Origin of the sequence: Cellulomonas endophytica (assembly GCF_004123805.1) — a bacterium.
Classification (GTDB): Bacteria; Actinomycetota; Actinomycetes; order Actinomycetales; family Cellulomonadaceae; genus Cellulomonas; species Cellulomonas endophytica.
The window spans coordinates 11,920-32,305 of record NZ_RWJX01000024.1; the positions used below are offsets into that span (position 1 = coordinate 11,920).

At 78.2% G+C, this 20,386-nt stretch carries 14 protein-coding genes and 1 tRNA gene; 6 read left to right on the top strand and 9 right to left on the bottom strand.

The window, feature by feature from the left end; all coding sequences use genetic code 11:
* The first annotated feature begins 100 nt into the window (after window positions 1–100).
* Window positions 101–3,919: a hypothetical protein gene (locus EJA20_RS09200; protein WP_129337858.1), complete on the top strand. Its 3,819-nt coding sequence runs from the start codon at window positions 101–103 to the stop codon at window positions 3,917–3,919.
* A 93-nt stretch (window positions 3,920–4,012) separates the two neighbouring features.
* Here EJA20_RS09200 and EJA20_RS09205 read toward each other — a convergent pair whose 3' ends face one another.
* Both EJA20_RS09205 and dcd read right to left on the bottom strand, forming a co-directional pair.
* Window positions 4,013–5,173, bottom strand: coding sequence for a hypothetical protein (locus EJA20_RS09205; RefSeq protein ID WP_129337859.1), 1,161 nt, complete (start codon window positions 5,171–5,173; stop codon window positions 4,013–4,015).
* 1 nt (window position 5,174) lies between these two features.
* Complete coding sequence (gene dcd, locus EJA20_RS09210; protein WP_129337860.1) at window positions 5,175–5,750, bottom strand: dCTP deaminase; 576 nt, start codon at window positions 5,748–5,750, stop codon at window positions 5,175–5,177.
* Between the two features lie 83 nt (window positions 5,751–5,833).
* On the opposite strand from dcd, the gene EJA20_RS18670 reads away from it, so the two are divergent.
* Window positions 5,834–5,995 (top strand): hypothetical protein, encoded by a 162-nt coding sequence (locus EJA20_RS18670; protein ID WP_164983906.1) that lies wholly within the window; start codon window positions 5,834–5,836, stop codon window positions 5,993–5,995.
* Window positions 5,996–6,058: 63 nt separating this feature from the next.
* Here the strand turns inward: EJA20_RS18670 and EJA20_RS09215 are convergent, their stop codons facing one another.
* Entirely contained in the window at window positions 6,059–7,216 is a 1,158-nt protein-coding gene (locus EJA20_RS09215; protein WP_129337861.1) for an Rv2578c family radical SAM protein, read from the bottom strand.
* 132 nt (window positions 7,217–7,348) lie between these two features.
* Here EJA20_RS09215 and EJA20_RS09220 point away from each other — a divergent pair.
* A tRNA-Gly gene (locus EJA20_RS09220) sits at window positions 7,349–7,419 on the top strand.
* Between the two features lie 46 nt (window positions 7,420–7,465).
* Here the strand turns inward: EJA20_RS09220 and EJA20_RS09225 are convergent.
* Together EJA20_RS09225 and EJA20_RS09230 are read right to left on the bottom strand one after the other, a co-directional pair.
* Complete coding sequence (locus EJA20_RS09225; RefSeq protein WP_129337862.1) at window positions 7,466–7,936, bottom strand: universal stress protein; 471 nt, start codon at window positions 7,934–7,936, stop codon at window positions 7,466–7,468.
* 47 nt (window positions 7,937–7,983) lie between these two features.
* The gene (locus tag EJA20_RS09230) at window positions 7,984–9,402 is read right to left on the bottom strand and encodes a sugar porter family MFS transporter (RefSeq protein WP_129337863.1); all 1,419 of its coding nucleotides are present in this window, start codon (window positions 9,400–9,402) and stop codon (window positions 7,984–7,986) included.
* Window positions 9,403–9,597: 195 nt separating this feature from the next.
* Here EJA20_RS09230 and EJA20_RS09235 point away from each other — a divergent pair, with 195 nt between their 5' ends.
* On the top strand, window positions 9,598–10,107 hold the full coding sequence (locus EJA20_RS09235; protein ID WP_129337864.1) for a hypothetical protein: 510 nt from the start codon (window positions 9,598–9,600) through the stop codon (window positions 10,105–10,107).
* A 347-nt stretch (window positions 10,108–10,454) separates the two neighbouring features.
* On the opposite strand, the gene EJA20_RS09240 is transcribed toward EJA20_RS09235, so the two are convergent.
* Window positions 10,455–12,692 carry a SpoIIE family protein phosphatase gene (locus EJA20_RS09240; RefSeq protein WP_164983907.1) on the bottom strand — a complete coding sequence of 746 codons (2,238 nt, stop codon included), beginning with the start codon at window positions 12,690–12,692 and terminating at the stop codon, window positions 10,455–10,457.
* A 284-nt stretch (window positions 12,693–12,976) separates the two neighbouring features.
* On the opposite strand from EJA20_RS09240, the gene EJA20_RS09245 reads away from it, so the two are divergent.
* The gene (locus EJA20_RS09245) at window positions 12,977–15,679 is read left to right on the top strand and encodes a diguanylate cyclase domain-containing protein (RefSeq protein ID WP_164983908.1); all 2,703 of its coding nucleotides are present in this window, start codon (window positions 12,977–12,979) and stop codon (window positions 15,677–15,679) included.
* 107 nt (window positions 15,680–15,786) lie between these two features.
* Entirely contained in the window at window positions 15,787–16,482 is a 696-nt protein-coding gene (locus EJA20_RS09250) for a fasciclin domain-containing protein (protein WP_129337867.1), read from the top strand.
* A 483-nt stretch (window positions 16,483–16,965) separates the two neighbouring features.
* On the opposite strand, the gene EJA20_RS09255 is transcribed toward EJA20_RS09250, so the two are convergent.
* The 3 genes from EJA20_RS09255 to sigK all read right to left on the bottom strand — a co-directional run bounded on the left by EJA20_RS09255 (window position 16,966) and on the right by sigK (window position 19,878).
* Window positions 16,966–17,799 (bottom strand): endonuclease domain-containing protein, encoded by an 834-nt coding sequence (locus EJA20_RS09255; RefSeq protein WP_129337868.1) that lies wholly within the window; start codon window positions 17,797–17,799, stop codon window positions 16,966–16,968.
* A gap of 454 nt (window positions 17,800–18,253) precedes the next feature.
* Window positions 18,254–19,306 (bottom strand): anti-sigma factor, encoded by a 1,053-nt coding sequence (locus tag EJA20_RS09260; protein WP_129337869.1) that lies wholly within the window; start codon window positions 19,304–19,306, stop codon window positions 18,254–18,256.
* On the bottom strand, window positions 19,303–19,878 hold the full coding sequence (gene sigK, locus EJA20_RS09265; RefSeq protein WP_240675276.1) for an ECF RNA polymerase sigma factor SigK: 576 nt from the start codon (window positions 19,876–19,878) through the stop codon (window positions 19,303–19,305). Before sigK ends, EJA20_RS09260 begins: the two co-directional genes overlap by 4 nt.
* Between the last annotated feature and the right edge of the window lie 508 nt (window positions 19,879–20,386).

A 20,386-nucleotide genomic window follows, 5' to 3' on the forward strand; every position in this document is an offset into this window, starting at 1 on the left:
ACGGCCACAGGTGCCGCGGGCCGCGCGCTGCTAGCGTCGGCGGTGCGGCGCCGAGGCCGCGGCGTCTGCCGCACCGCCCCGACGCGGACGGGAGGGGGCCGTGCCCGTCGCCCGCGCCCGCCGCCTGCTCGTCGTGCTGCTCGCGGTGGTCCTGCTCGCCGCCTGCCTCCTCGAGGCGACGCCCCGCCGCACCGTGACGGAGCCCGTCACGGGGACCGTCGCCGCGGGTCACGGCGCACGCGGCACCGCCGCCGCCCCGTACGAGCTCCTCGTCACGGCCCCCGGCACCGCGGGCGAGCTGACGGGGGCCGTGCCCCCGACCGCCGCCCTGTCGCCGTCGCGGCGGATGACCCTCGCCGACCTCGCCCGCGTCCGCGCCGTCCCCGGCGTCGCGGTCGCCGCGCCGCGCGGCGACGTCGTGCTCGAGGTCGTCGCGCCCGAGCGGGTCCGGCTCGTCGTGCCGGTCGACGCGGGGCGCACCGCCGCCGGCCCGGTGGCCTTCCGCCTGACGACCACGTGGACGACGGACGACGGCCTCGGCGAGCGGGTGGTGCGGCGCGACGAGATGGTCGCCATGGTCGACACGGCCGACGTGCCGACGGTGGTCGTGCCGCCCGACCGGCTGCCGCCCCGGTGGCGGTGCCGCGTCGGGGACGCGCTGCTGCGGGCCGACGACCCCGCCTCCGAGCCCTGCCGCACCCAGCGCCGCACCGCCGCGACCGTCCTCGGCCTCACGGTGGCGACCGGTTCGACCGCGCCGGTCGTCGACGGCCGGATCGCGCTGGAGCCCGGGCCGGCGCCCGCCTCGCTGGCGCGGGTGGTGCTCGTCGACCCCGCCGCCGAGGCCGCCCTCCGCGGCGGGGCCGGGACCGCGCTCGACCCCCTCCTCGGCGCGAGCGCGGCGGGCACGACCCTCCTGGAGCTGGGGCGGTGGGCGTCGGCGGGGCCGGCGGACGACCCGCTCGTGGCGACCCTGCTCCGGCGCGCGGAGGCGGAGCTGCGCACGCTCGTCGAGGGGCCGCAGGAGCTCTGGGACGCGTCGGTCCAGCCCGGGCCGTCCACGACGCCGCACGTGCCCGTGCTGCTGCTGGAGGGGGGCGGCCCCACGCTGCACGTCCGTGTGGAGGTGCGGGGACGGTTCGGGGCGGTGGGGCAGCTCGGCTCCGGCGGGTCGGCCGACGAGGCGCTGGGCTGGGTGCCGCCGGCGGACGCGCGACGACCGGACGCGGGGACCCTGCTCGGGGTCGTCGAGGCGCCGGTGGAGGCCGCCGCGAACCCGCTGCGGACGACCCCCGTCGACCTGCCGTGGCCGGCCTCGGGGCAGGTGCGCGGCGAGCGCGGGGGCGGGAGCGCCGGGGAGCCGCCGGGGGCGGACGAGGGGGAGGACCCCCTGCCCGACGCCGAGCCCGCCTTCCCCGTCACGTGGAGCACCGCGGCGGTCGAGCCCCTGCCCGTCGCGGCGAACCCGGCCGCCCCCGGGTCCGACGGACCGACGGGCGGGGTGCGCCGGCTCGTCGCCGACCGGTACGCGCCGTTCGCGCCCTCGAGCCCGTGGACGGCGACGAGCGACGGGCTCACGCCCTCGGCCGACGGCACCGCACCCGGCGCGGAGGCGGTGTTCGGCCGGCTCGAGCCCCTCGCGGGCTTCGGCGACGGCGGGACGGTGGCGCGGACCTCCGTGGTGGTGCCCGTCGGCACCGTCCGTGCGGCGACGACCCACCGGGGCGCGACGCCGCCGCCGGGCGCGGCCCCCGACGCCCGCGCCGTCCGCGACGTGCTGGACCCGCTGGGCCCCTCCCCCGCCGCCGTCCTCGTCCGCGACGCCCGGGGGCGCGAGCTCGACGTGCCCGTGCCGCTCGCGCCGGCGATCTCCGGTCTCGGCCTCGTGCCCGGGCCGCCGAGCGCGATCGCGGACGTCGCCCACGCCCACGTGTGGGGCGTGCGGGACCCCGTCGCCTCCGTGCGGGTCCGGGTGGCGGGGCTCACGGGGGCTGCCGACGCGGACCGCGAGCGCGTGCGCGCCGTGGCCGAGGACCTGCGCGCCGCGGGCCTCACCGTCACCGAGGTCGCCGGCGGGCGCACGGTGCCGGTGGACGTCGACGTCGACGGGTACGCCTTCGGCACCACGGTCGCCACGGGCACCCAGCGGGTGGGCGTCCTGGGCACCGTCCGGCAGGAGTGGGTGCGGCTGGGCCCGACGTGGACCGCCGCGCTCGACGCCGGCCGCGCCACGACGGTGCTGGGCTGGGGCGCCGGCCTCGGGCTGGTGGCGCTCCTCGTCGCCGTGCTGCTCGCCGTCCGCTCCCCGGCCCGGGCCGGGTCCGGGCCGGCTCCCGGCGGGGGCCGGGACCTGGCGGTCCTCGCCGCCGCGGCGGTGCTCGTGGCGGGGACGGCCGCGGCCGGGCGCCTGCCCGGGCACGGGGTGGGGACGGCTGCCGTCGCGGTGCTCGTGGTGCTCGCGGCCGCGCTGCTGCACCACGCGCGCCCCCTGCCGGCCGGACCGCGGCTCCTCGCCGGGCCCGGGACGGCGCAGGAGCGGGTCGGCGGGGCGGCGCGGGACGCGGCCGCCCCCGGGGGTGAGGACGAGGGCCGGGACGGCGCGGCGACGGGCGACGGACCTCCGGTGGCGCTCGCCGCCCGCGGCGGGTCGGGGCGGGCCCGTCGCCTGGTGCTGGCCGGGCGGCGTGACGCCGGGCGCCCGGCCGGGCGCGGCGGGCGACGGCGCCCGGGGCGCACGCGCCGGAGCGGGCCGGAGGAGGAGGTGGTGCTCGACGACGCGCCCGCCGGTGGTGGCGGGTGGTGGGACGGCGCGTGGGACGGCGCGCGGGACGGCTCGAGGGACGGCTCGAGGGACGGCTCGTGGGACGCCGCCTCCGTCGACCGCGGCGAGGGGCCCCCCGAGGACCGGTGGGCGGGGGACGGCGCGGCCGGGCACGCAGGGCCGCGCCGCCACCGCGCCGTCCCCGCCGACCTCTCGGCGTGGGCCCTCGGACCGGTCACCGGGCCCGTCGCCCAGTGGCGCGTGGGGCACGGCGGCCGGCCGGCGGCGCGGACGGCCGAGGTGCCGGCGGCGCCCGCCGGGACGGCCCCGTGGACGGCGTCGTCGGCCCTGGGGACCTCCGGGGACGGCGGCGCCCCGGCCCCTCGGCCGCTCGTCGGGGACGGACGCGCCCGGCCCCGCGTGTGGCGCGACGAGGTGCCCGGGGGACGCGGGCCGGGGTCCGCCGCCTGGTCCGACGGGCGGTCGGGCGGGTGGTCGCAGGGGTCGTCGGACGGGTGGCCGGGCGGGTGGTCGGACGGGTGGCCGGACGGGTCCGTCGCCGGCGGCGGCGGGGACCCCGGTGCGTCCCCGGCGGGCGGGTCCGGCGTCGTGCGCCTGCCGCCGCACGACCCGGTCGCGGAGGTCCTCGACGAGCTGCGCGACCGGCTGCGACGCCGGCGGGACGCGGTGCTGCGCGGGGCGCGGGCGGCGGGTGCGGTCCTCGCCGGCGTCCTCGCGGCGTCGGTGGCCGGCATGGTGCTGGCCGCCCTGGCCGCGGCGGACGGGTCGGCGGTCGCCGCGCGGGCGCTCCTCGTCGCCCTCGGGCCCCAGCTGCTGCTCGCGGTCGTGGGTGCGGCGGCGCTCGCGGGTGCGCTCGCCCTCCTCCCGCCGACGGACCCGCCGGTCCGGCCGTGGCGCGCCGGCGTACCCGGCACGCGGCGCGCCCTGCTCCTGGCCGCGGCCCTCGGCGCACCTCTCGCCGCGGCGGGCCTGGACGCCGACCTGGGCACGCGCCTCACCGCCGGTGCCGGTGCCGCGCTCGGGGGCACGCTCCTGGCGCTCGCGACGGTCCGCCGGTGGGCCGAGGTCCGCGCCGCCGACGCGTCCCTCGACGCTCCCGGCCCCGACCTGCGGGACGGGGGCGCGCGGGCGGCCTGACGCCCGATCGCCCGGCGCGAGGGTCAGCGCCCGGCGCCCGAGCCCCGCGGCCGGCGGCGCGGCGCCGGGGCCCGGGGCGGCGGGGCACCGCGGTCAGAGCACCGGCACGCCCAGGTCGGCCGGGTCGACGAGGAAGTCGGCCTCGTCGGCGACCTCTCCCCCGACGACGCCGTGCAGCGTCCGCGCGACCGCCACGACCGTGTCGATCGCGTGGTCCCGGGCGCGGCGGTGCTCCAGCGAGGGTCGCTCCCGCCCGAGCTCGACGAGGTCCGGCGGCTCCCAGCGGACGGTGTAGCCGACGACGCCCCGCGCCGTCCACGGGACGTCCCGCAGGAGGGGGTGGACCTCGTCCCGCGCGGCCGCCTCGACCGCGACGAGGCCGTCGAGGCCGAGGTCGACGAGGACCCCGTGCCCCGTCGGCGGCGGCGGCGCGGACAAGGCGGCGGCGTCCGCCTCCCGGGCCGCGGCGAGCAGCCGCTCGCGCACGACGGGGTCCGGGACGCCGTGGGTGCCGAGCGCGGCCGCGAGCGCCGGGTCCACCGCGGCCTCGGCGGCACGACGCCCGCGGCGCGTGCTGCGCGGCGGGGGCCCGGCCACCGGAGCGGCCGGGGCGCCGGTCCCCGGCCCCGTGGCCGTGGGGGCGACGCCCCGCACCACGGCGAGCAGCTCCGACGGCTCCAGCCAGGTCGCGGTGAGGACGGTGAGGTCGACGGCGGCGTCCGGGTCGGGCTCGACCACCGCACCCACCGGCCCGAGCCGGGTGGCCCCCCCGAGCCGGCGGGCGGCGGCGACGAGCCACCGCACCACCCGGTCCTCCTCGCGCACGGGCAGGCCGTCGGGGAAGGCACGGGCCAGCCCGTCCCGGTCCCCGACGCCCGGCAGCGGGGGGCCGCCGCGGTCGCGGGGGGCGTGGACGTCCCACGCCACCGTCACCCCTGCCGGCAGGCCGAGCGCGGCGGCGTCGTCCGGCTCGAGGCGGTACGGCCCCACGACGACGCTGCTCCGCCCGACCCGGAGCGCCCGCACGGGCAGGGTGCGGGCGCCGACGGCGCGCAGGCCGAGCGCGGTGGTGACGGCGCGACGCTCGCGCGGCGCCTCGTCGGGGGCCTCCTCCCACCGGGCGGCGGGGAAGCGGCTCAGCGCGAGGGTCTCGACCTCGTCCAGCGCGACGCCGTCGGGCAGCGCCAGCTGGTGCCGGTCGCGGACGCCCGGGTCCCCGACGGGCAGGCGCGGCAGGAGGGAGGCGCCGGCCACGTCAGACCCGCGTGCGGTGGAAGCCCTGCCAGGACCGCGAGGCCGTCGGGCCGCGCTGCCCCTGGTACCGGGAGCCGTAGGCCGGCGACCCGTAGGGCTGCTCGGCCGGCGAGGTCAGGCGGAAGAAGCACAGCTGGCCGATCTTCATGCCGGGCCACAGGAGGATCGGCAGCGTCGCGACGTTGGAGAGCTCCAGCGTCACGTGGCCGGAGAACCCCGGGTCGATGAAGCCGGCCGTGGAGTGGGTCAGCAGGCCCAGGCGGCCGAGGGAGGACTTGCCCTCGAGGCGCGCCGCGATGTCGTCGGGCAGCGTGACCCTCTCGAACGTCGAGCCGAGGACGAACTCGCCCGGGTGCAGGACGAAGGGCTCCTCGCCGTCGACCTCGACGAGCCGGGTGAGCTCGGGCTGGTCCGACGCGGGGTCGATCACCGGGTACTTGTGGTTGTCGAACAGCCGGAAGAAGCGGTCGAGGCGCACGTCGACGCTCGAGGGCTGCAGCATCGCGGGCTCGGTCGGCTCCAGCGCGACCCGCCCGGCGTCGAGCTCGGCGCGGATGTCACGGTCGGAGAGCAGCACACCGGTCACCGTAGCGGCGCCCGGGGGGCGCCGGGGCGTCGTCCCGCGCGCGCGACGACCCCGACCGGCGCACAGTGGGGGGCATGAGCGAGCAGACGGCACGACCCGGTCAGGACGACTCCGTGGGCGACGTCGAGACGGGCGCGCCGGAGCGCGCGACCGGCGTGGAGCTGGGCATGGGCGAGGACTCCTCGTTCGAGCCCGAGGAGGACCCGGAGGCGGTCCCGGACGACCCCGGCCTCTGAGCCGAGACCCTCGGTCCGGCCGCGTGCCGGCAGGACCGGGGATCCTCCACGTCGAGCGCCGTCTCAGAACAGGGTCGGCTGCGGGCCCGCGGTGACGAGGTCGTCGGCGCGGCCGGCGGCGGCGCGCGCGACCGACTCGTGGCCTGTCGACCCCGTCCGCCCCTCGGGCGCCGGCGGTGTCCGGTGCCGGGCCGACCCGCCCGACCCGCCGGCCGACCCGCCGCCCGAGGCCCGGGCCACCGCCTCCTCCGCGGGGGCCGCGACCGTGAACGGCGTCTCGGGGGCGAAACCGTGCCGCCGGCGCAGGGGCTCCACCCGGGCCCGCAGCCACACCCGGTAGTCCTCCGGCACGTACGCCCCGCGCCCGTAGAGCGTGCGGTACCGCTCGACGAGGTGCGGGTGGTCGCGCGCGAGCCAGTCCAGGAACCACGGCTTGACCGACCCGCGCAGGTGCAGCGGCAGCACGCTGACCCCCGTGGCCCCGGCCTCCGCGAGCGCCGCGAGCAGCGCGTCCAGGTGCTCCTCGCCGTCCGTGAGCCACGGCAGGACCGGTGCGACGAGCACCCCGCACTCCAGCCCCGCGTCGCGGACGGCGCGCACGAGCCCCAGCCGGGCGGCCGGCCCCGGCGTCCCGGGCTCCACCGCCTTCTGCAGGGCCGGGTCGAGCACCGCCAGGGACACGCTGACGCCGACGGGCACGTCCTTCGCCGCCGCCTGGAGCAGGGGCAGGTCGCGCTGGAGCAGCGGGCCCTTGGTGAGGACGGACAGCGGCGTGCCGGAGGAGGCCAGGGCCGTGATGATCCCCGGCATGAGCGCGTACCGGCCCTCCGCCCGCTGGTACGGGTCGGTGTTCGTGCCGAGCGCCACGTGCTCGCGCCGCCACGAGCGCCGCGCCAGCTCCGCCCTCAGGACCTCGACGACGTTCGTCTTCACGACGATCTGCGTCTCGAAGTCGCGGCCGGCGTCGAGCTCGAGGTACTCGTGCGTCGGCCGTGCGAAGCAGTAGGTGCAGGCGTGCAGGCAGCCGCGCATGGGGTTGACCGTCCACCGGAAGGGCATCCGCGACGCCGCCGGCACGGCGTTGAGGGCGCTGCGGGCCGCGACCTCGTGGAACGTGACGCCCCGGAACTCCGGCGTCCGGACGGTCCTCAGCAGTCCCGGCAGCCCGAGACCGGGCAGGGTGCCGCCGTCCTCGTCGACCCGCTGCCCGTCCCACCGCATGCCGGTAGTCGAACACGTGTTCGGGTGCGACCGCAAGGGCGGGTGCGCCGCGCGACGCCTCTCGCCCGGCGTCCCGGACGGGGCCGCGGACCGGGTAGCATCGTCGGCGCACGTCCCCCCGGGGGCCGTCGCGCGGGTGTAGTTCAATGGTAGAACTTCAGCTTCCCAAGCTGAGAGCGCGGGTTCGATTCCCGTCACCCGCTCCCCGTCTCCAGCAGCACCCGGCCGTCGAGGGCCGGGCGCAGCACCTCAACCCGTGACGCGCTCGCTGCGCGGCGTCGGACGCGTGACGAGCACCGGGCACGGCGCCGAGTGCTGCACCCGCGAGGCGGTGCTGCCGAGCAGGACCGTCCGCGTGAGGCCGCGGCTCCCGGACGCCAGGGAGATGAGGTCGGCGTCGACGTCCTCCGCCGCCCGGATGATCTCCGTCGCCGGCGACCCGCTGCGCACCTCGGTCCGGATCGTCGGTCCCCAGCCGGCGAACTCCGCGGCCACGACCTCGACGGCGGCACGGGCCTCCTCGACGAAGCTGAGCTCGGCGATGCCCGGTGCCGGCCGGTCCGGCCCGGACAGCTCGTCGGCGAAGGGGACGGCCGCGTAGGGGCTCACCACGGCGACGACCGTGACGGCGGTGATCTCGCGGGAGTCCGCGATCCACTTGAACTGGCGGGCGCCCACGAGGGAGGCGCGGGAGCCGTCGGTGGCGACGATGACGTGCACGGTCGGTCCCTCTCGGTCGCTGGCTCGGTCTCGGGGCTCGGTGAGGTCTACGCCATGTCCTCGAGCTGCCGGCCCTTCGTCTCCGGCACGAACCGCGCGACGAACACGAGCGACAGCAGCGCGAACAGCGTGTAGAAGCCGTAGGCGAAGGACAACCCGAGCTCGGCCAGCGCGGGGAACGACGTCGAGATGGCGAAGTTGGCGAGCCACTGCGCCGCCGCCGCCAGCCCGAGCGCCGTCCCGCGGATCCGGTTGTTGAACATCTCGCCGAGCAGCACCCACACGGCCGGGCCCCACGACATGCCGAAGAAGACGACGAAGCCGTTGGCGGCCAGCAGGGCGACCACGCCCGCGGTGTCCCCCAGCACGGGCTCGAGGACCCCGTCGGCGTTCTCCACGAGGTCGGCCGTCCCGAAGACCACGGCCAGGGCACCGAGCATGACGAACATCCCGGCCGAGCCGATGAGCAGCAGCCGGCGGCGGCCGATGCGGTCGATGAGGGCGATCGCCACGACCGTCACGACGATGTTCGTGACGGAGGTGACGACCGTCTGCGTGAGCGCGTCCTCCTCGGTGAACCCGACGGACTGCCACAGCGTCGAGGAGTAGTAGAAGATGACGTTGATCCCGACGAACTGCTGGAACACCGACAGGGCGATGCCGACCCACACGATGGGCAGCAGCCCGCGGCCGCCCGGGCGCCGCAGGTCGGAGAACGCCGCGCGGGACTCCAGCGTGACGGTCCGGCGGATCTCCTCGATGCGCTCCCGGACCCCCGTGATGAGCACCTGCCCCAGCACCTGCTGGGCGCGCTCCGGCTCGCCCTTGGCGACGAGGTAGCGCGGCGACTCGGGGATCTGCAGGGACAGCACGCCGTAGGCGAGCGCCGGGACCACCTCGGCGAGGAACATCCAGCGCCACGCCTCGAGGCCGAACCAGAGGTCCTCGGCCGCACCGCCGGCGATGCCCGCCAGCATCGCGTCGGACAGCAGGGCGACGAAGATGCCCGTGACGATCGCGAGCTGCTGCAGGGAGCCCAGGCGGCCGCGGACCGCCGCCGGGGAGATCTCCGCGATGTACGCCGGGGCGATGACGGAGGCCGCACCCACCCCGACCCCGCCGACGACGCGCCAGACGATGAGGTCCACCGGCCCGAACGCCAGGCCCGAGCCCACCGCGCTCACCGTGAACAGGACCGCGGCCAGCACCATGACGCGGATGCGGCCCCACCGGTCCGCGAGCCGGCCGGCCAGGTAGGCGCCGACGATGCACCCCAGGAGCGCCGAGGAGACGACGAAGCCGGTGAGCCCCGCCCCCATCCCGAAGGCGTCGCGGACGGCGACGACGGCCCCGTTGATCACGGCGGTGTCGAAGCCGAACAGGAACCCGCCGAGGGCTGCCACCGTCGCGAGCATCACGACCCGGCCGGTGTGGAAGCGCTCGAGGGCAGGTGCGGTGTCGGCCATGGAGTCCTCCGCTCGGAAGTGTGATGTCTACCACACCTGCGTCTGCGCGGCGCCTCCGCCGCCGTGAGCCGGCGGGCGCGTTCTCACCCGCTCGGCCGACCCTTTCACCCGTGACCCGAACGGGTGAACGACCTAGCGTCGCAGCCGACGGCGCCGCCACCGGGCGGGGCCCTCGCGACGTCCAGGGGGACCGACATGACCGCGCGCCACGTCCGACCGATCACCGCCCTCGCCGGCAGCGCCCTGCTCCTCGTCGGCGCGCTGGCGGCCTCCGCCTCCGCTGCGCCCAGGGGTCCGGGGTTCTCCAGCGCCCGCCCGATCACGGGGCTCGAGGTCCGGCTCGGCGAGGAGGGGATCCCCTACGGAGTCCTGTCCGTCCGGGTCGTCTGCCCGAAGGGCGACGGCGAGCAGTACGCGGTGCGGGCCTCGGCCGCGGGCTACAGCAACGCCGGTCGGTACGGGGACTCCACGGGCGAGCCCGTGAGCTGCACCGGGCACCCCCAGACCGTCCGCGTCCCGGTGCAGGGCTGGTACTGGGGCAACCCCTGCCGCCTCCCGGCGGGCACCTACGCGGCCGAGGCGGACCTCGTCCGCGTCCTCCCCGACGCCCCGCGGTGGGAGAACTGGGAGGTCCTCTCCTCGACGACGCGCTCGCTCGTCCGGACCGCGCCCAGCGTCGGGGAGCCCTGCGACACCTGGGAGTGAGGCGGGCTCCGGTACGGCCCCGGACGCACGGAGGGCCGGGCAGGTGGTCCCTGCCCGGCCCTCCGCCACGACGGGCGGCGGCCCGTCGGACGTCGTCGACGTCAGATGCGCACCCGGATCGGGTTGCTGACGGTCGTGTAGCGCTCGGTCTCGAGCTCGGCCTCGATGGTCGTGCTCTCCTGGCTCGTCCCGTTCACGTGCCACCCCCTTCGATCGTCCGAAAAGTCCCTGGGGCACGATTCTGGGGGACATTCGTCCCATGGGCATCCCCCGGAGGGTGAACAGTGAAGAGACTCACACGAACGGCGTAGACCCGGGCAGAACGGACAGGCCGGGGCGCAGGACCGTCAGAGGCGCTGCAGGACGAGCGCGGTGACGTCGTCGCCGCCGTCGACCGCGGCGGCCACCAGTCCGGCCGCCAGCCCCTCGCGGTCCCGGCCGAGGCGCTCCGCGTCGCCGCGCATCCGCTCGAGCGTCGCCGCGAGGTGGCTCCCCCGCTCCTCGACGAGGCCGTCCGTGTAGAGCAGGAGGCAGTCGCCGGACGCGAGGTCGACGTCGGCCGTGCGGAAGCCGCGTCCGTCGCGGTCCGCCACGCCGAGCGCGGCGCCGGTCGCGCCGAGGACGTACCGGGCGCCGTCGGCGGCGACGAGGAGCGGCGGGACGTGCCCGGCGCGCGTGACCCGTGCCCGCCCGCTGCTCGGCTCGAGCTCGACGGCCACCACGGTCGCCAGCTCCCCGGGCACGAGGTCCGCGAGCACCTGGTTCAGGCGGGCGAAGGCCCCCTGGGCGGTCCCCTCGTCGACGAGGAAGGCGCGCAGCGCGTGGCGCACCTGCGCGGTGATCGCCGCCACGGAGATGCCGTGGCCCGCCACGTCGCCGACGACGAGCACGGTGCGGCCGTCGGGCAGGGGGACGACGTCGTACCAGTCGCCGCCGAGCACGTCCGTGCCGCTGGGCTGGTAGTGGCGGGCGAGGGCGTAGCCGTCCGGCAGCACCGGGGTGTGGGCCAGCACCACCCGCTGGAGGGTGGCGGCGACGCGCTCGTCCTCGGACCGCTGGCGCACGAGCGCCTCGTCGACGTCCCGGGCCAGCGCCTCGACGGCGTGCACCTGCGCGGGGTCCCAGGTCTCGCTGGTCCCCCGCACCTCCTCCACCCAGGCGGCGAACGACGCGCGGGGCGTGAGCCGCAGGCCCCCGGCCGTCGGCACGATCCCCGTCGACCCGGGGTCGCCCGCCCAGTGCACCTCCTTGAGCACCTCGGGCCGGAACCACAGCAGCACGTCCCGCGGCGACGCGGCGGTCGGACGGACGCCGAGGACGCCGCTCGCGACCGGCACGAGCCGGTCCGCCAGCGCGCTGCCCGGGTGGTCCGCGACGAGGGACGAGGTCACCAGGGTCCCCGTGCGCCCCTGCCACAGCAGGTCGACCAGCGCGTCGACGTCCGAGGCCGACGGGGTGTCCCCGAGGAGCCGCAGCTGCCCGTTGACGCGGACGGCGCATCCCGTCGACCCCTCGACGAGGTCGAGCAGCACGTCGTCGCGCGTGAGGGCGGCCAGCGGGTCGCGGCCGGACGCGCTCAGGGCGCGGGCGAGCTCGGCGGAGGTGGCCGCGAGCGCCATGGAGTCGACGTAGCGCGCCTCGTCGGCCTTGCCCTGCAGCAGCAGGGAGCCCGTGCGGCCGAGGAACTCGGCGGCGGCCCGCTGGGACGGGCTGGGGAAGTGCGGCCCGGCGTAGTGGTGGCACGCGACGAGCCCCCAGAGCCGGCCGTGCACGATGATCGAGACGGACATGGAGGCCCGCACGCCCATGTTCGCCAGGTACTCCAGGTGCACGGGCGAGACGCTGCGCAGGGCCGAGCCCGACAGGTCCAGCGGGGCGCCCGTCGCGGGCACGAGCGGCGGCACGAGCGGGCTCGGCGTGTACGTCGCGTCGGGGATGGAGCGCAGCCACTGGGTCGTGTACAGCGCCCGGGCCTGCGCCGGGATGTCCGAGGCCGGGTAGTGCAGCCCGAGGAACGGCTCGAGGCGCTCGTGCGCGTCCTCCGCGACGACCTCGCCGTTCCAGCGCTCGTCGAACCGGTAGACCATGACGCGGTCGAAGCCCGTGACGCGCCGGACCTCCTGCACGAGGAGGCGGACGACCTGGTCCGGCGTCCCCGCCCGCTGCAGGGCGCGCAGGGCGGGCCGCACCCGCCGCAGGGCCGCCTCGCCGCCCACCTCGCCCCGCGGCTCGAGCTCGACGACGAGGAGCCCGTCGCTGCGGTGCACGAGCGCCTCGAAGGGGACCGCCCGCCCCGCCACCGTCACGTCGACCGGCTGGGGGTCCAGCGGCTCGTCGCCGGGCGGCAGGTCCGGAAGCCCCTCGCCCAGCACCTCCGTCAGCGTGCGGCCGAGCACCTCGTCGGGCGTCCGTCCCAGGTGGGCCCCGACGCTCCGCGACGCGACGACCACCCGTCCCGTCGCGGGGTCCGCCGCCAGCAGCACCCCGTGGGGCTGGACGGAGCCCGGGACCCGGATGGGCTCGTCGGCGCAGTCGAGGAGGGCCCGGTCGATCGCATCGGCCGGTGCGCTGGAGACGTCCGTCACCCCTCCATGATGACGCCCCGGCGGCGTGGGGGCGTCCGCGGCGGTCACCCGTGCCTCCTGCGTCGGCGGCGCTCGGGAGCCGCCCGGCGCCGGGCCGGCCGGACGCTCCCGGGTTGACCCGGACGGGTGAGCGAGGACGCCGCGGGGCCCGGCGGTGTCGGTGCCGGGTGCCACGGTGCCGTCCTCTCCTTCACGACGGCCCGCCGCCGTCGATGGGAGGGAGGACCCGCGCCGGACCCGGCCGGGTCGACGGTGCGGACGCCCGAGCCGGGAGGAGGTGGGCCGTGAACGCTGCCGGCACGCCCCGACGCCTCGGGCTGCACGCCCTCCTCGCGGGCGTGCTCGTGCTGACCGTCCTCGCCGGTGGCGCGCTGCGGCCCGAGGGCGGCTCGCTGGCGATGGTGTGGCCGGCGGCCGCCGCCGCGACGGCCTGGGTCGCGGCGTCCTGGGGGTCCGTCCGCCGGGTCGCCGGCGTCACCGTGCTCACGCTCCTGGTCACCGGCGGCATGCAGGTGCCGGACGGCATCCCCGTGACGCTCGCCGCGGTCATGGGGCTGGCCAACGCCCTCGAGGCGCTCGTCGCCGCCGCCGTCCTGGCCGCTGCGCAGCGTCGCCTCGGCTCCGTGCCGTGGACCCTGCGCCGTCCCGGGGACCTGCTCGCCCTCGTCGTCGCGGCCGTGGTGGGCAGCGCCGTCGGCGCGGCCGTCGCGGGCGTCACCACCGTGACCCTCGTGCCCGGCAGCCCGTGGACCACCGGCGGGACCTGGCTGCTGCGGCACGCGTCGGCGATCTTCGTGCTCGGCGCCGTCGCCCTGCGGCTCGTCGACGACCGGGGCCGGCCGTGGCAGGGCCTCGCGCGGCGGGTGCTCTGGCGGCGGTCCGCCGAGGTCGCGGTCGCGGCGCTGGGCGCGTCCGCCGCCTGCCTCGTCGTGTTCGGGACTTCGCAGCACCTGCCGCTGTCGTTCCTGCTCGTGCCCATCAGCGTGGCGCTCGCCCTGCGCCTGGACACGACGGCGGTCGCGCTGCACGTCCCCCTCGTCGGCGTGCTCGTCGTGGCGCTGACCCTCGACGGACGCGGCCCCTTCGCCCTCGACGACCTGGCCGTCCGCCCGGTGCTGGCGCAGGCCTTCGTGAGCGTCGTCGGGCTCGTCTCCCTCGTCCTCGCGCTCCACCGCGACGAGCGGCGGGTCCTCCTCGCGGGCATGCACGCCGCCCAGCGGGAGGTGGCGGAGCAGGCCGAGCTCCTGCGCGCCGTGTTCGAGGCGACGGGCGACGCCCTGTCCGTCTACGACCGCACGGGCCGGATGATCCTGCGCAACGGCGCGGCCGGGCGTCTCTTCGCCGGGGTGTCCGCGGACCTCACCGACGTGGAGCAGCACGAGCGGCTCTCCCTCGAGCACGTCGACGGCCGGCCGCTCACGATCGCGGAGCTGCCCGTGCAGCGCGCCATCCGGGGCGAGCGCGTCGTGGACGAGGACTACGTCATCCGCCCCCCCGGCCTGCCGTCCCGCACGGTCAGCACGACGGTGCACCCCGTCGCGGCGTCGGAGCGCAGCCCCTGGGCGGGAGCGGTCGTGAGCGCGGCCCGCGACGTCACCGCGGAGCGGCAGGCCTGGGCCGACACGGCCGCGGCCCGCGACCTCTACGCCGGCATCCTCGAGGCGGCCACGGAGCAGGCCATCCTCCGCTGCGACCCCGACGGCACCATCACGGTCTTCAACCCGGGCGCGGAGCGCATGACGGGCTGGCCGGCGGCGGACGTGATCGGGCGCTCCCTGCGCGACCTGCACGACCCCGACGAGCTCGCGGCCGTCGCGGCGACGCGCGGCCTGAGCCCCGAGAGCGTGCTCTGGCACGACGCGCTGAGCGGCTGGCCCGTCACGCTGCGCTGGACGTGGCTGCGCGCCGACGGCTCCCCCCTGCAGGCCCTGCTCACCGTGAGCGCCACCTGGGACGCGACGGGGAGGCCCGACGGCCTCATCGCCCTCGGGGTGGACGTGACGGAGCAGGTCGTCGTGGAGTCGCAGCTGGCCGACTCCGAGCAGCGCTTCCGCGCCGCGTTCGACACCGCCCCCGTCGCCATGATGATCGTGGGCCTGACGGGCCCGTCGACCGGGCGGATCCTCGAGGTGAACACCACCCTGACCCGCTTCACGGGGCTGCCCGACAGCGCGCTGCTCGACCGGGACGTCCGGGCGCTCGCGCCGCCGGCGGACCACGCGACCGCGCAGGACGTGCTGGCACCGCTGCTCGAGGGGCTGCTGGACGTCACGGAGGCCGAGCTGCCCTTCCAGCACGCCGACGGCTCCGTCCGGTGGGGCCAGCTCTCGGCCACCCGCATCGCGCCCGACCCCGACGGCGGCGGCGTCGTCGGCGCGCCGACGGAGCCGTACCTGCTGTGCCTCGTCGAGGACGTCACCGCCCGGCGCCAGGCCGAGGCAGAGCTCGTCCGGCTCGCGCTGCACGACGCGCTGACCGGCCTGCCCAACCGCACCCTGCTGCACGAGCGCCTCGCGGCCGCCCTCGAGGCCGACCCCCACGGCTCGGGCGTGGGCGTGCTGTTCTGCGACCTCGACGGGTTCAAGGAGGTCAACGACGCCGCCGGCCACGCCGCGGGGGACGAGCTGCTGCGGCACGTCGCCCGCCGGTTCGAGCACGCGGTGCGCCCCACGGACACCCTCGCCCGGCTCGGCGGCGACGAGTTCGCCGTCGTCTGCTCCGACCTGTCCGGCGCGGCCGAGCTCGGCCAGCGGGCCCGGCGGCTGCTGACCGCGCTCGAGACCCCCGTCGCCCTGCTGGGCGGGACCTTCTCCGTCGGGGTGAGCATCGGCGGAGCGGTGCGGACCGTCGAGGGCGGCGCCGACACGCTGCTCGACGCCGCCGACACCGCGATGTACGTCGCCAAGCGCGCCGGCAAGAACCGGTTCGCGCTGCACATGGGGGGCGGCCGCGCGGCCGTCCTGCCGCATCCCCGCGTCCCCGCCTGAGGACGTGCCGGAAGTCGTCCGGACTCCGACCCATCCGGCGCCGACCACGCCCCGAACAACCCTCGACAGGGCAGCCCGACCGGGCCCCACCGACGAGGGAGACCGACATGCGCACCACGACCCGCACCCGAATGGCCACCGCCCTCCTGCTCGCCTCCGGCCTGGCGCTCACGGCCTGCAGCAGCGACGCGGGGACGACCGACGCCGGCGGCGCCACGACGCCCAGCGCCGAGGCGTCGGAGGAGATGATGGAGTCGGCCGCTCCGAGCCCCAGCGAGTCCGAGGACGACATGGCGGCCGACCCCGCCGCCGCGATGCTCGTCGGCCCCGGCTGCGCGGACTACGCCGCCGCCGTCCCCGACGGCCCCGGCTCCGTCGACGGCATGGCGGCCGACCCGGTCGCCACCGCCGCCGCGAACAACCCGCTGCTGAAGACGCTCACCGCGGCGGTCTCGGGCCAGCTCAACCCCGACGTGGACCTCGTCGACACGCTGAACGGCGGCGAGTTCACCGTCTTCGCGCCCGTCGACGACGCCTTCGCCAAGATCGACCCGGCGACCATCGAGGGCCTCAAGACCGACAGCGCGACGCTGACGAGCATCCTGACCTACCACGTGGTGCCCGGGCAGATCACGCCCGACATGATCGCGGGCGACCACGCCACGGTGCAGGGCGGCAACGTCACCGTCGCCGGCGAGGGCGACGCGCTCACCGTCAACGGCGCCAACGTCATCTGCGGCGGCGTCCAGACCGCCAACGCGACCGTCTACCTCGTCGACACGGTCCTCATGCCGACCATGTGATCCCCCGGCCCCCGGGCCGCACCGATCTGGCCGCCGCGGACCTGACGACCCGGCCGGTCACCGAGGCCCCCGGGCCCCGGGCGACGCCCCCGACCCCCTGCGGGCCGGGGGCGTCGCGCTGCCCGGCCCGCCGGGAGCCCGGCCGGCTGCGCTCGAGCACCGCCGAGCACCGCCGAGCACCGCCGACATGAAGGAACGCTGCACCGGCGGCCCGCCACGCCGTGGCCAGGGCTCCGTTCCTGGCACGTCGGCTACCCGGGTGCAGCATCCCTGTGACCCGTCGCCGCCGCCCGCCCGCGGCCGGCCGCTGCCACCCACCGCGCACGGCCCACCGCTCACCCCCCACCGCCCATGGAGGAACGCTGCACCGGCGGCCCGCCACGCCGCGGCCAGGGCTCCGTTCCTGGCACGTCGGCTCCCCGGGTGCAGCATCCCTGCACGCCGCCGCCGGGTGCGACGTCGCGTCCGGCGCGACCTGGATCCTCAGAGGACGAACCGCGGGCGTCCGGAGGTGTGGACGTCGCGGACCACGCCGAGCCACCACCCGCGGCGGTGGACGACCTGCGCGTAGGAGAACCGCAGCACCACGTAGCCGTGGCGCGTGAGCTCCGCGTCCCGCCGCAGGTCCTCCGACCGCTGCCCCGGGTCGCCGTGGAACGCCCACCCGTCGACCTCGAGGACGAGCCAGTCGTCGACGAGCAGGTCGACCCTGCCCGCCGGCGGCAACCAGACCTGCGACCGGACCCGGTAGCCCTCGTCGAGCAGGTCCGCCCGCGCCACGCTCTCGAGGGCCGAACCCGAACAGGCGTCGGACCGGGCGAGGAGCCGCCGCCGGGGGTCCTGCACGTGCAGCCGTCGCCGCGCCTCCACCAGCTCCTCCTCCGCGACCCGGCCCAGGCGCAGGGCGCTCTCGACCGGCACCAGCGCCTCGCGCCACGGGAGGCACCGGGCGGCGTCGAGGACGGTCGTGAGCACGTCGGTGCAGCCGTCGAGGTCGAGCACGTCGCGCCGGTGCACGGTGCAGCCGGGCCAGGTGCGGCGGCTCCCGCGCGGCGCCGTCACGTGCGGCCGCGCCGGAGGGGTGAGGACGTCGAGCCCGAGCGCCACGGCCGCCGTGGCGCAGGAGCGCACGCCGCCCACCGCCGCGGCGGCCACGACGTCCGGCGGGGTGCCCGGGACGACGTAGAGCCCGGGCGCCGGGCGCGTGAGGGCGCCTGCCCCGACCGCTGCCACGAGTCGGGCGTGCGTCGTGCTGCCGGCGAGCTGCGCCCACCGCGCCGCCCCGCCGCGCGCCAGCACCGATCCCACCGCGTCCACGCACCGGAGCATCGCGGCGCGGCGCCCCTGCCGCCGACGCCCCTGTGGACGAGCGTGCTCGCCGCCCGTCACCGGCGCGACGGCCGGGCCGCGTGAGCGCCGGCGCGATGGACCACCGCTGCAGCGGCGGCACGGCACGCCGACGTCCAGGCGGCAGACCGCGCGCGCCGCAGCGCCGGTGCAGCGTCCCTTCTCCCGCTGGGGACCTCAGCCGGGCGGCACGCGCGACGCGTCGGGACGACGAAGGTGCAGTCCGGGCGCCGAGGCGACGGCGAACGTGCACGGACGCTGCAGCGGCGGCACGGCGCGCCGACGTCCAGGCGGGGAACCGCTCGCGCCGCAGCGCCAGTGCAGCGTCTCTCCACGACGGCGGCCACGCGGCCGCGCGGCGGACAAGGAGGCCGACGCGGCCGGCCCCGTCGCCGGGAGCGCCCGCGAGCTCTGCCGGCGGCGGTCAGGCCTCCGTGAGGACGACCAGGGGGTCCGTCGTCGGCTGCGTGGAGCCGCCCGACGGCTCGAGGGTCACGGCCAGCGCTCCGGAGCCGTAGTCGTCGACCACCTGGACGAGGGCGTCGCCGTCGCGCTCCAGCACGCCGGCGGACCGGATCTCGTCGCCGTCGACGACCCAGAGCTGGTACGCCCGGCCCTCGTCCGGCGCCGGGACGCCGGCCGCGCTGAAGAGCGCCGCGTCGGCGGTGTAGACGGCCGTGGCCGTGCCGCCGGCCGCGAGCTCCCCGCGCACCACCCGGGCGTCGGGGTCGGCGAGCAGGTCCGCGATGCTGCGGGCGGTCGCCGCCTGCGCGGCCTCGGCGTCGGACGCCCGCTGCGCCTGCTGCACGGCGAGCGTCCCGGGCACGGCGACCCCGACGACGAAGGCCGCCGCCACCGCGAGCACGCGCAGCCGACCGGGGCGGGCGGGCACGGCACGGGCGGCGCGCCGGCCGGACCAGTCGCGCCCGGCGTCCGCGCCGTCGGCGCCTTCGTCCGCGCCGTCCGCGCGCTCGTCCGCCGGGCCACCAGCGGCAGCGCCGCCGGACGGGTCGCCGACCACCTCGGGGGCCGCGTCCGGGGCCACCCGGAGCGCGCGACGGCCCGGCGTCCCGTCGTGCGCCGGGGGCGCGGGCGCGACCGGGGCCGGCGCGTCGCCGAGGGGTGACGTGCGGAGACCGTCGGTGTCGGCCGAAGGCCCGCTGACGCCCCCCTCGTCGCCCGCCCGCCCCACGGCCGACGACGGCAGCTGGGGGACGCCACGGACGGCGGCGAGCACGGCGTCGCGCAGACCGGCCGGCGGGTCGGCGGCGACGGCCTCGCCGAGGCGCGTCGCGACCCAGCGCAGCTCGGCGAGCTCGGCGGCGGCCTCCGGGTCGCGGGCGACGAGGCGCTCCACGGCCCGGCGCTCGTCCGCGTCGACCGCGTCGAGCGCGTAGGCGCCCAGCAGCTCGCGCACGTCCTCCTCCGTCCCGCCCGTGCCGGTGCCCCCGGCCCGTGCGCCGTCCCCGACGCTCACCGGTCCACCTCCAGGCAGTCGCGCAGCCGCAGCAGGCCGTCGCGGATGCGGGTCTTCACCGTCGGCAGGGGCACGGCCAGCTCCTCGGCCACCTCCCGGTACGACCGCCCGCCGTAGTACGCGAGCACGACCGCCCCGCGCTGCCGCGGCGTCAGCGCCTCGAGGCACCGCCGGACGCCCTCGGTCTCGAGGCCGGCCTCGACCTCCTCGGCCACGACGTCGTACTCCGGCTCGCCGCTGGCGTCGAGGACGCGCTGGTCCCGGTCGCGCTGGGCCTGGACGGAGCGGACGCGGTCGACCGCCCGGCGGTGCGCCAGGGTCACGGCGAAGGTCCGGGCCGAGCCCAGCGACGGGTCGAACCGCGTCGCGGTCCGCCAGACCTCGAGCCAGACCTCCTGCGCCACCTCCGCGGCGTGGTCGGGGTCGCGCAGGACGCCCAGGCACGTGCCGAGCACGGAGCGCCCGATCTCGTCGTACAGCCGCGCGAAGGCGGCCTCGTCCCCGTCGGCGCACGCGAGCAGCAGAGCGTCCGCCGAGCGTGACCCGGCGGTCTCCCTCGACGGCGCGACCACGGGCGACAGTCTGACGGATGGATCGACCCCCCCGGTGCACGGACCGTCCGGCGCGCCCCCGGCACGGCGTACGGGACGGGGCGCGGGGGCCACGGCGGGGCCGCCGTGCGCGCTGCGCGGTGACGCGGGGCGCAGCGGGGCGCGCCCGGTCGACGGGGGCCGCGTCCGCCCGCGGCGCCCGAGCGCGGCCGGCGACGAGGGGAGGGCAGGCACCACCGTCAGCGGTCCCCGCGGGACGGGGAGGACGGGAAGAGCGGGGAGAGCGGGGCGGACGGGTGACGAGGGACGGCGCGACGACGGCACCCGCGGCGACGGCACGCCGGGCGACGCGGTGCGCACGTCCGGCGGCACGGGCGACGACGAGGGGTGCCGGGGGGACGGCAGGGCGCGCAACGCGGACACGGTCGCCTCCCCCGGTCGTGCTCGCCCCCCGGGCGGGGGCGGTCACCAGCGGTTCGGACCCGGGGCCGCGGTGGATGGGTCGCGCACGCCGCCCCGACGGGTGAAC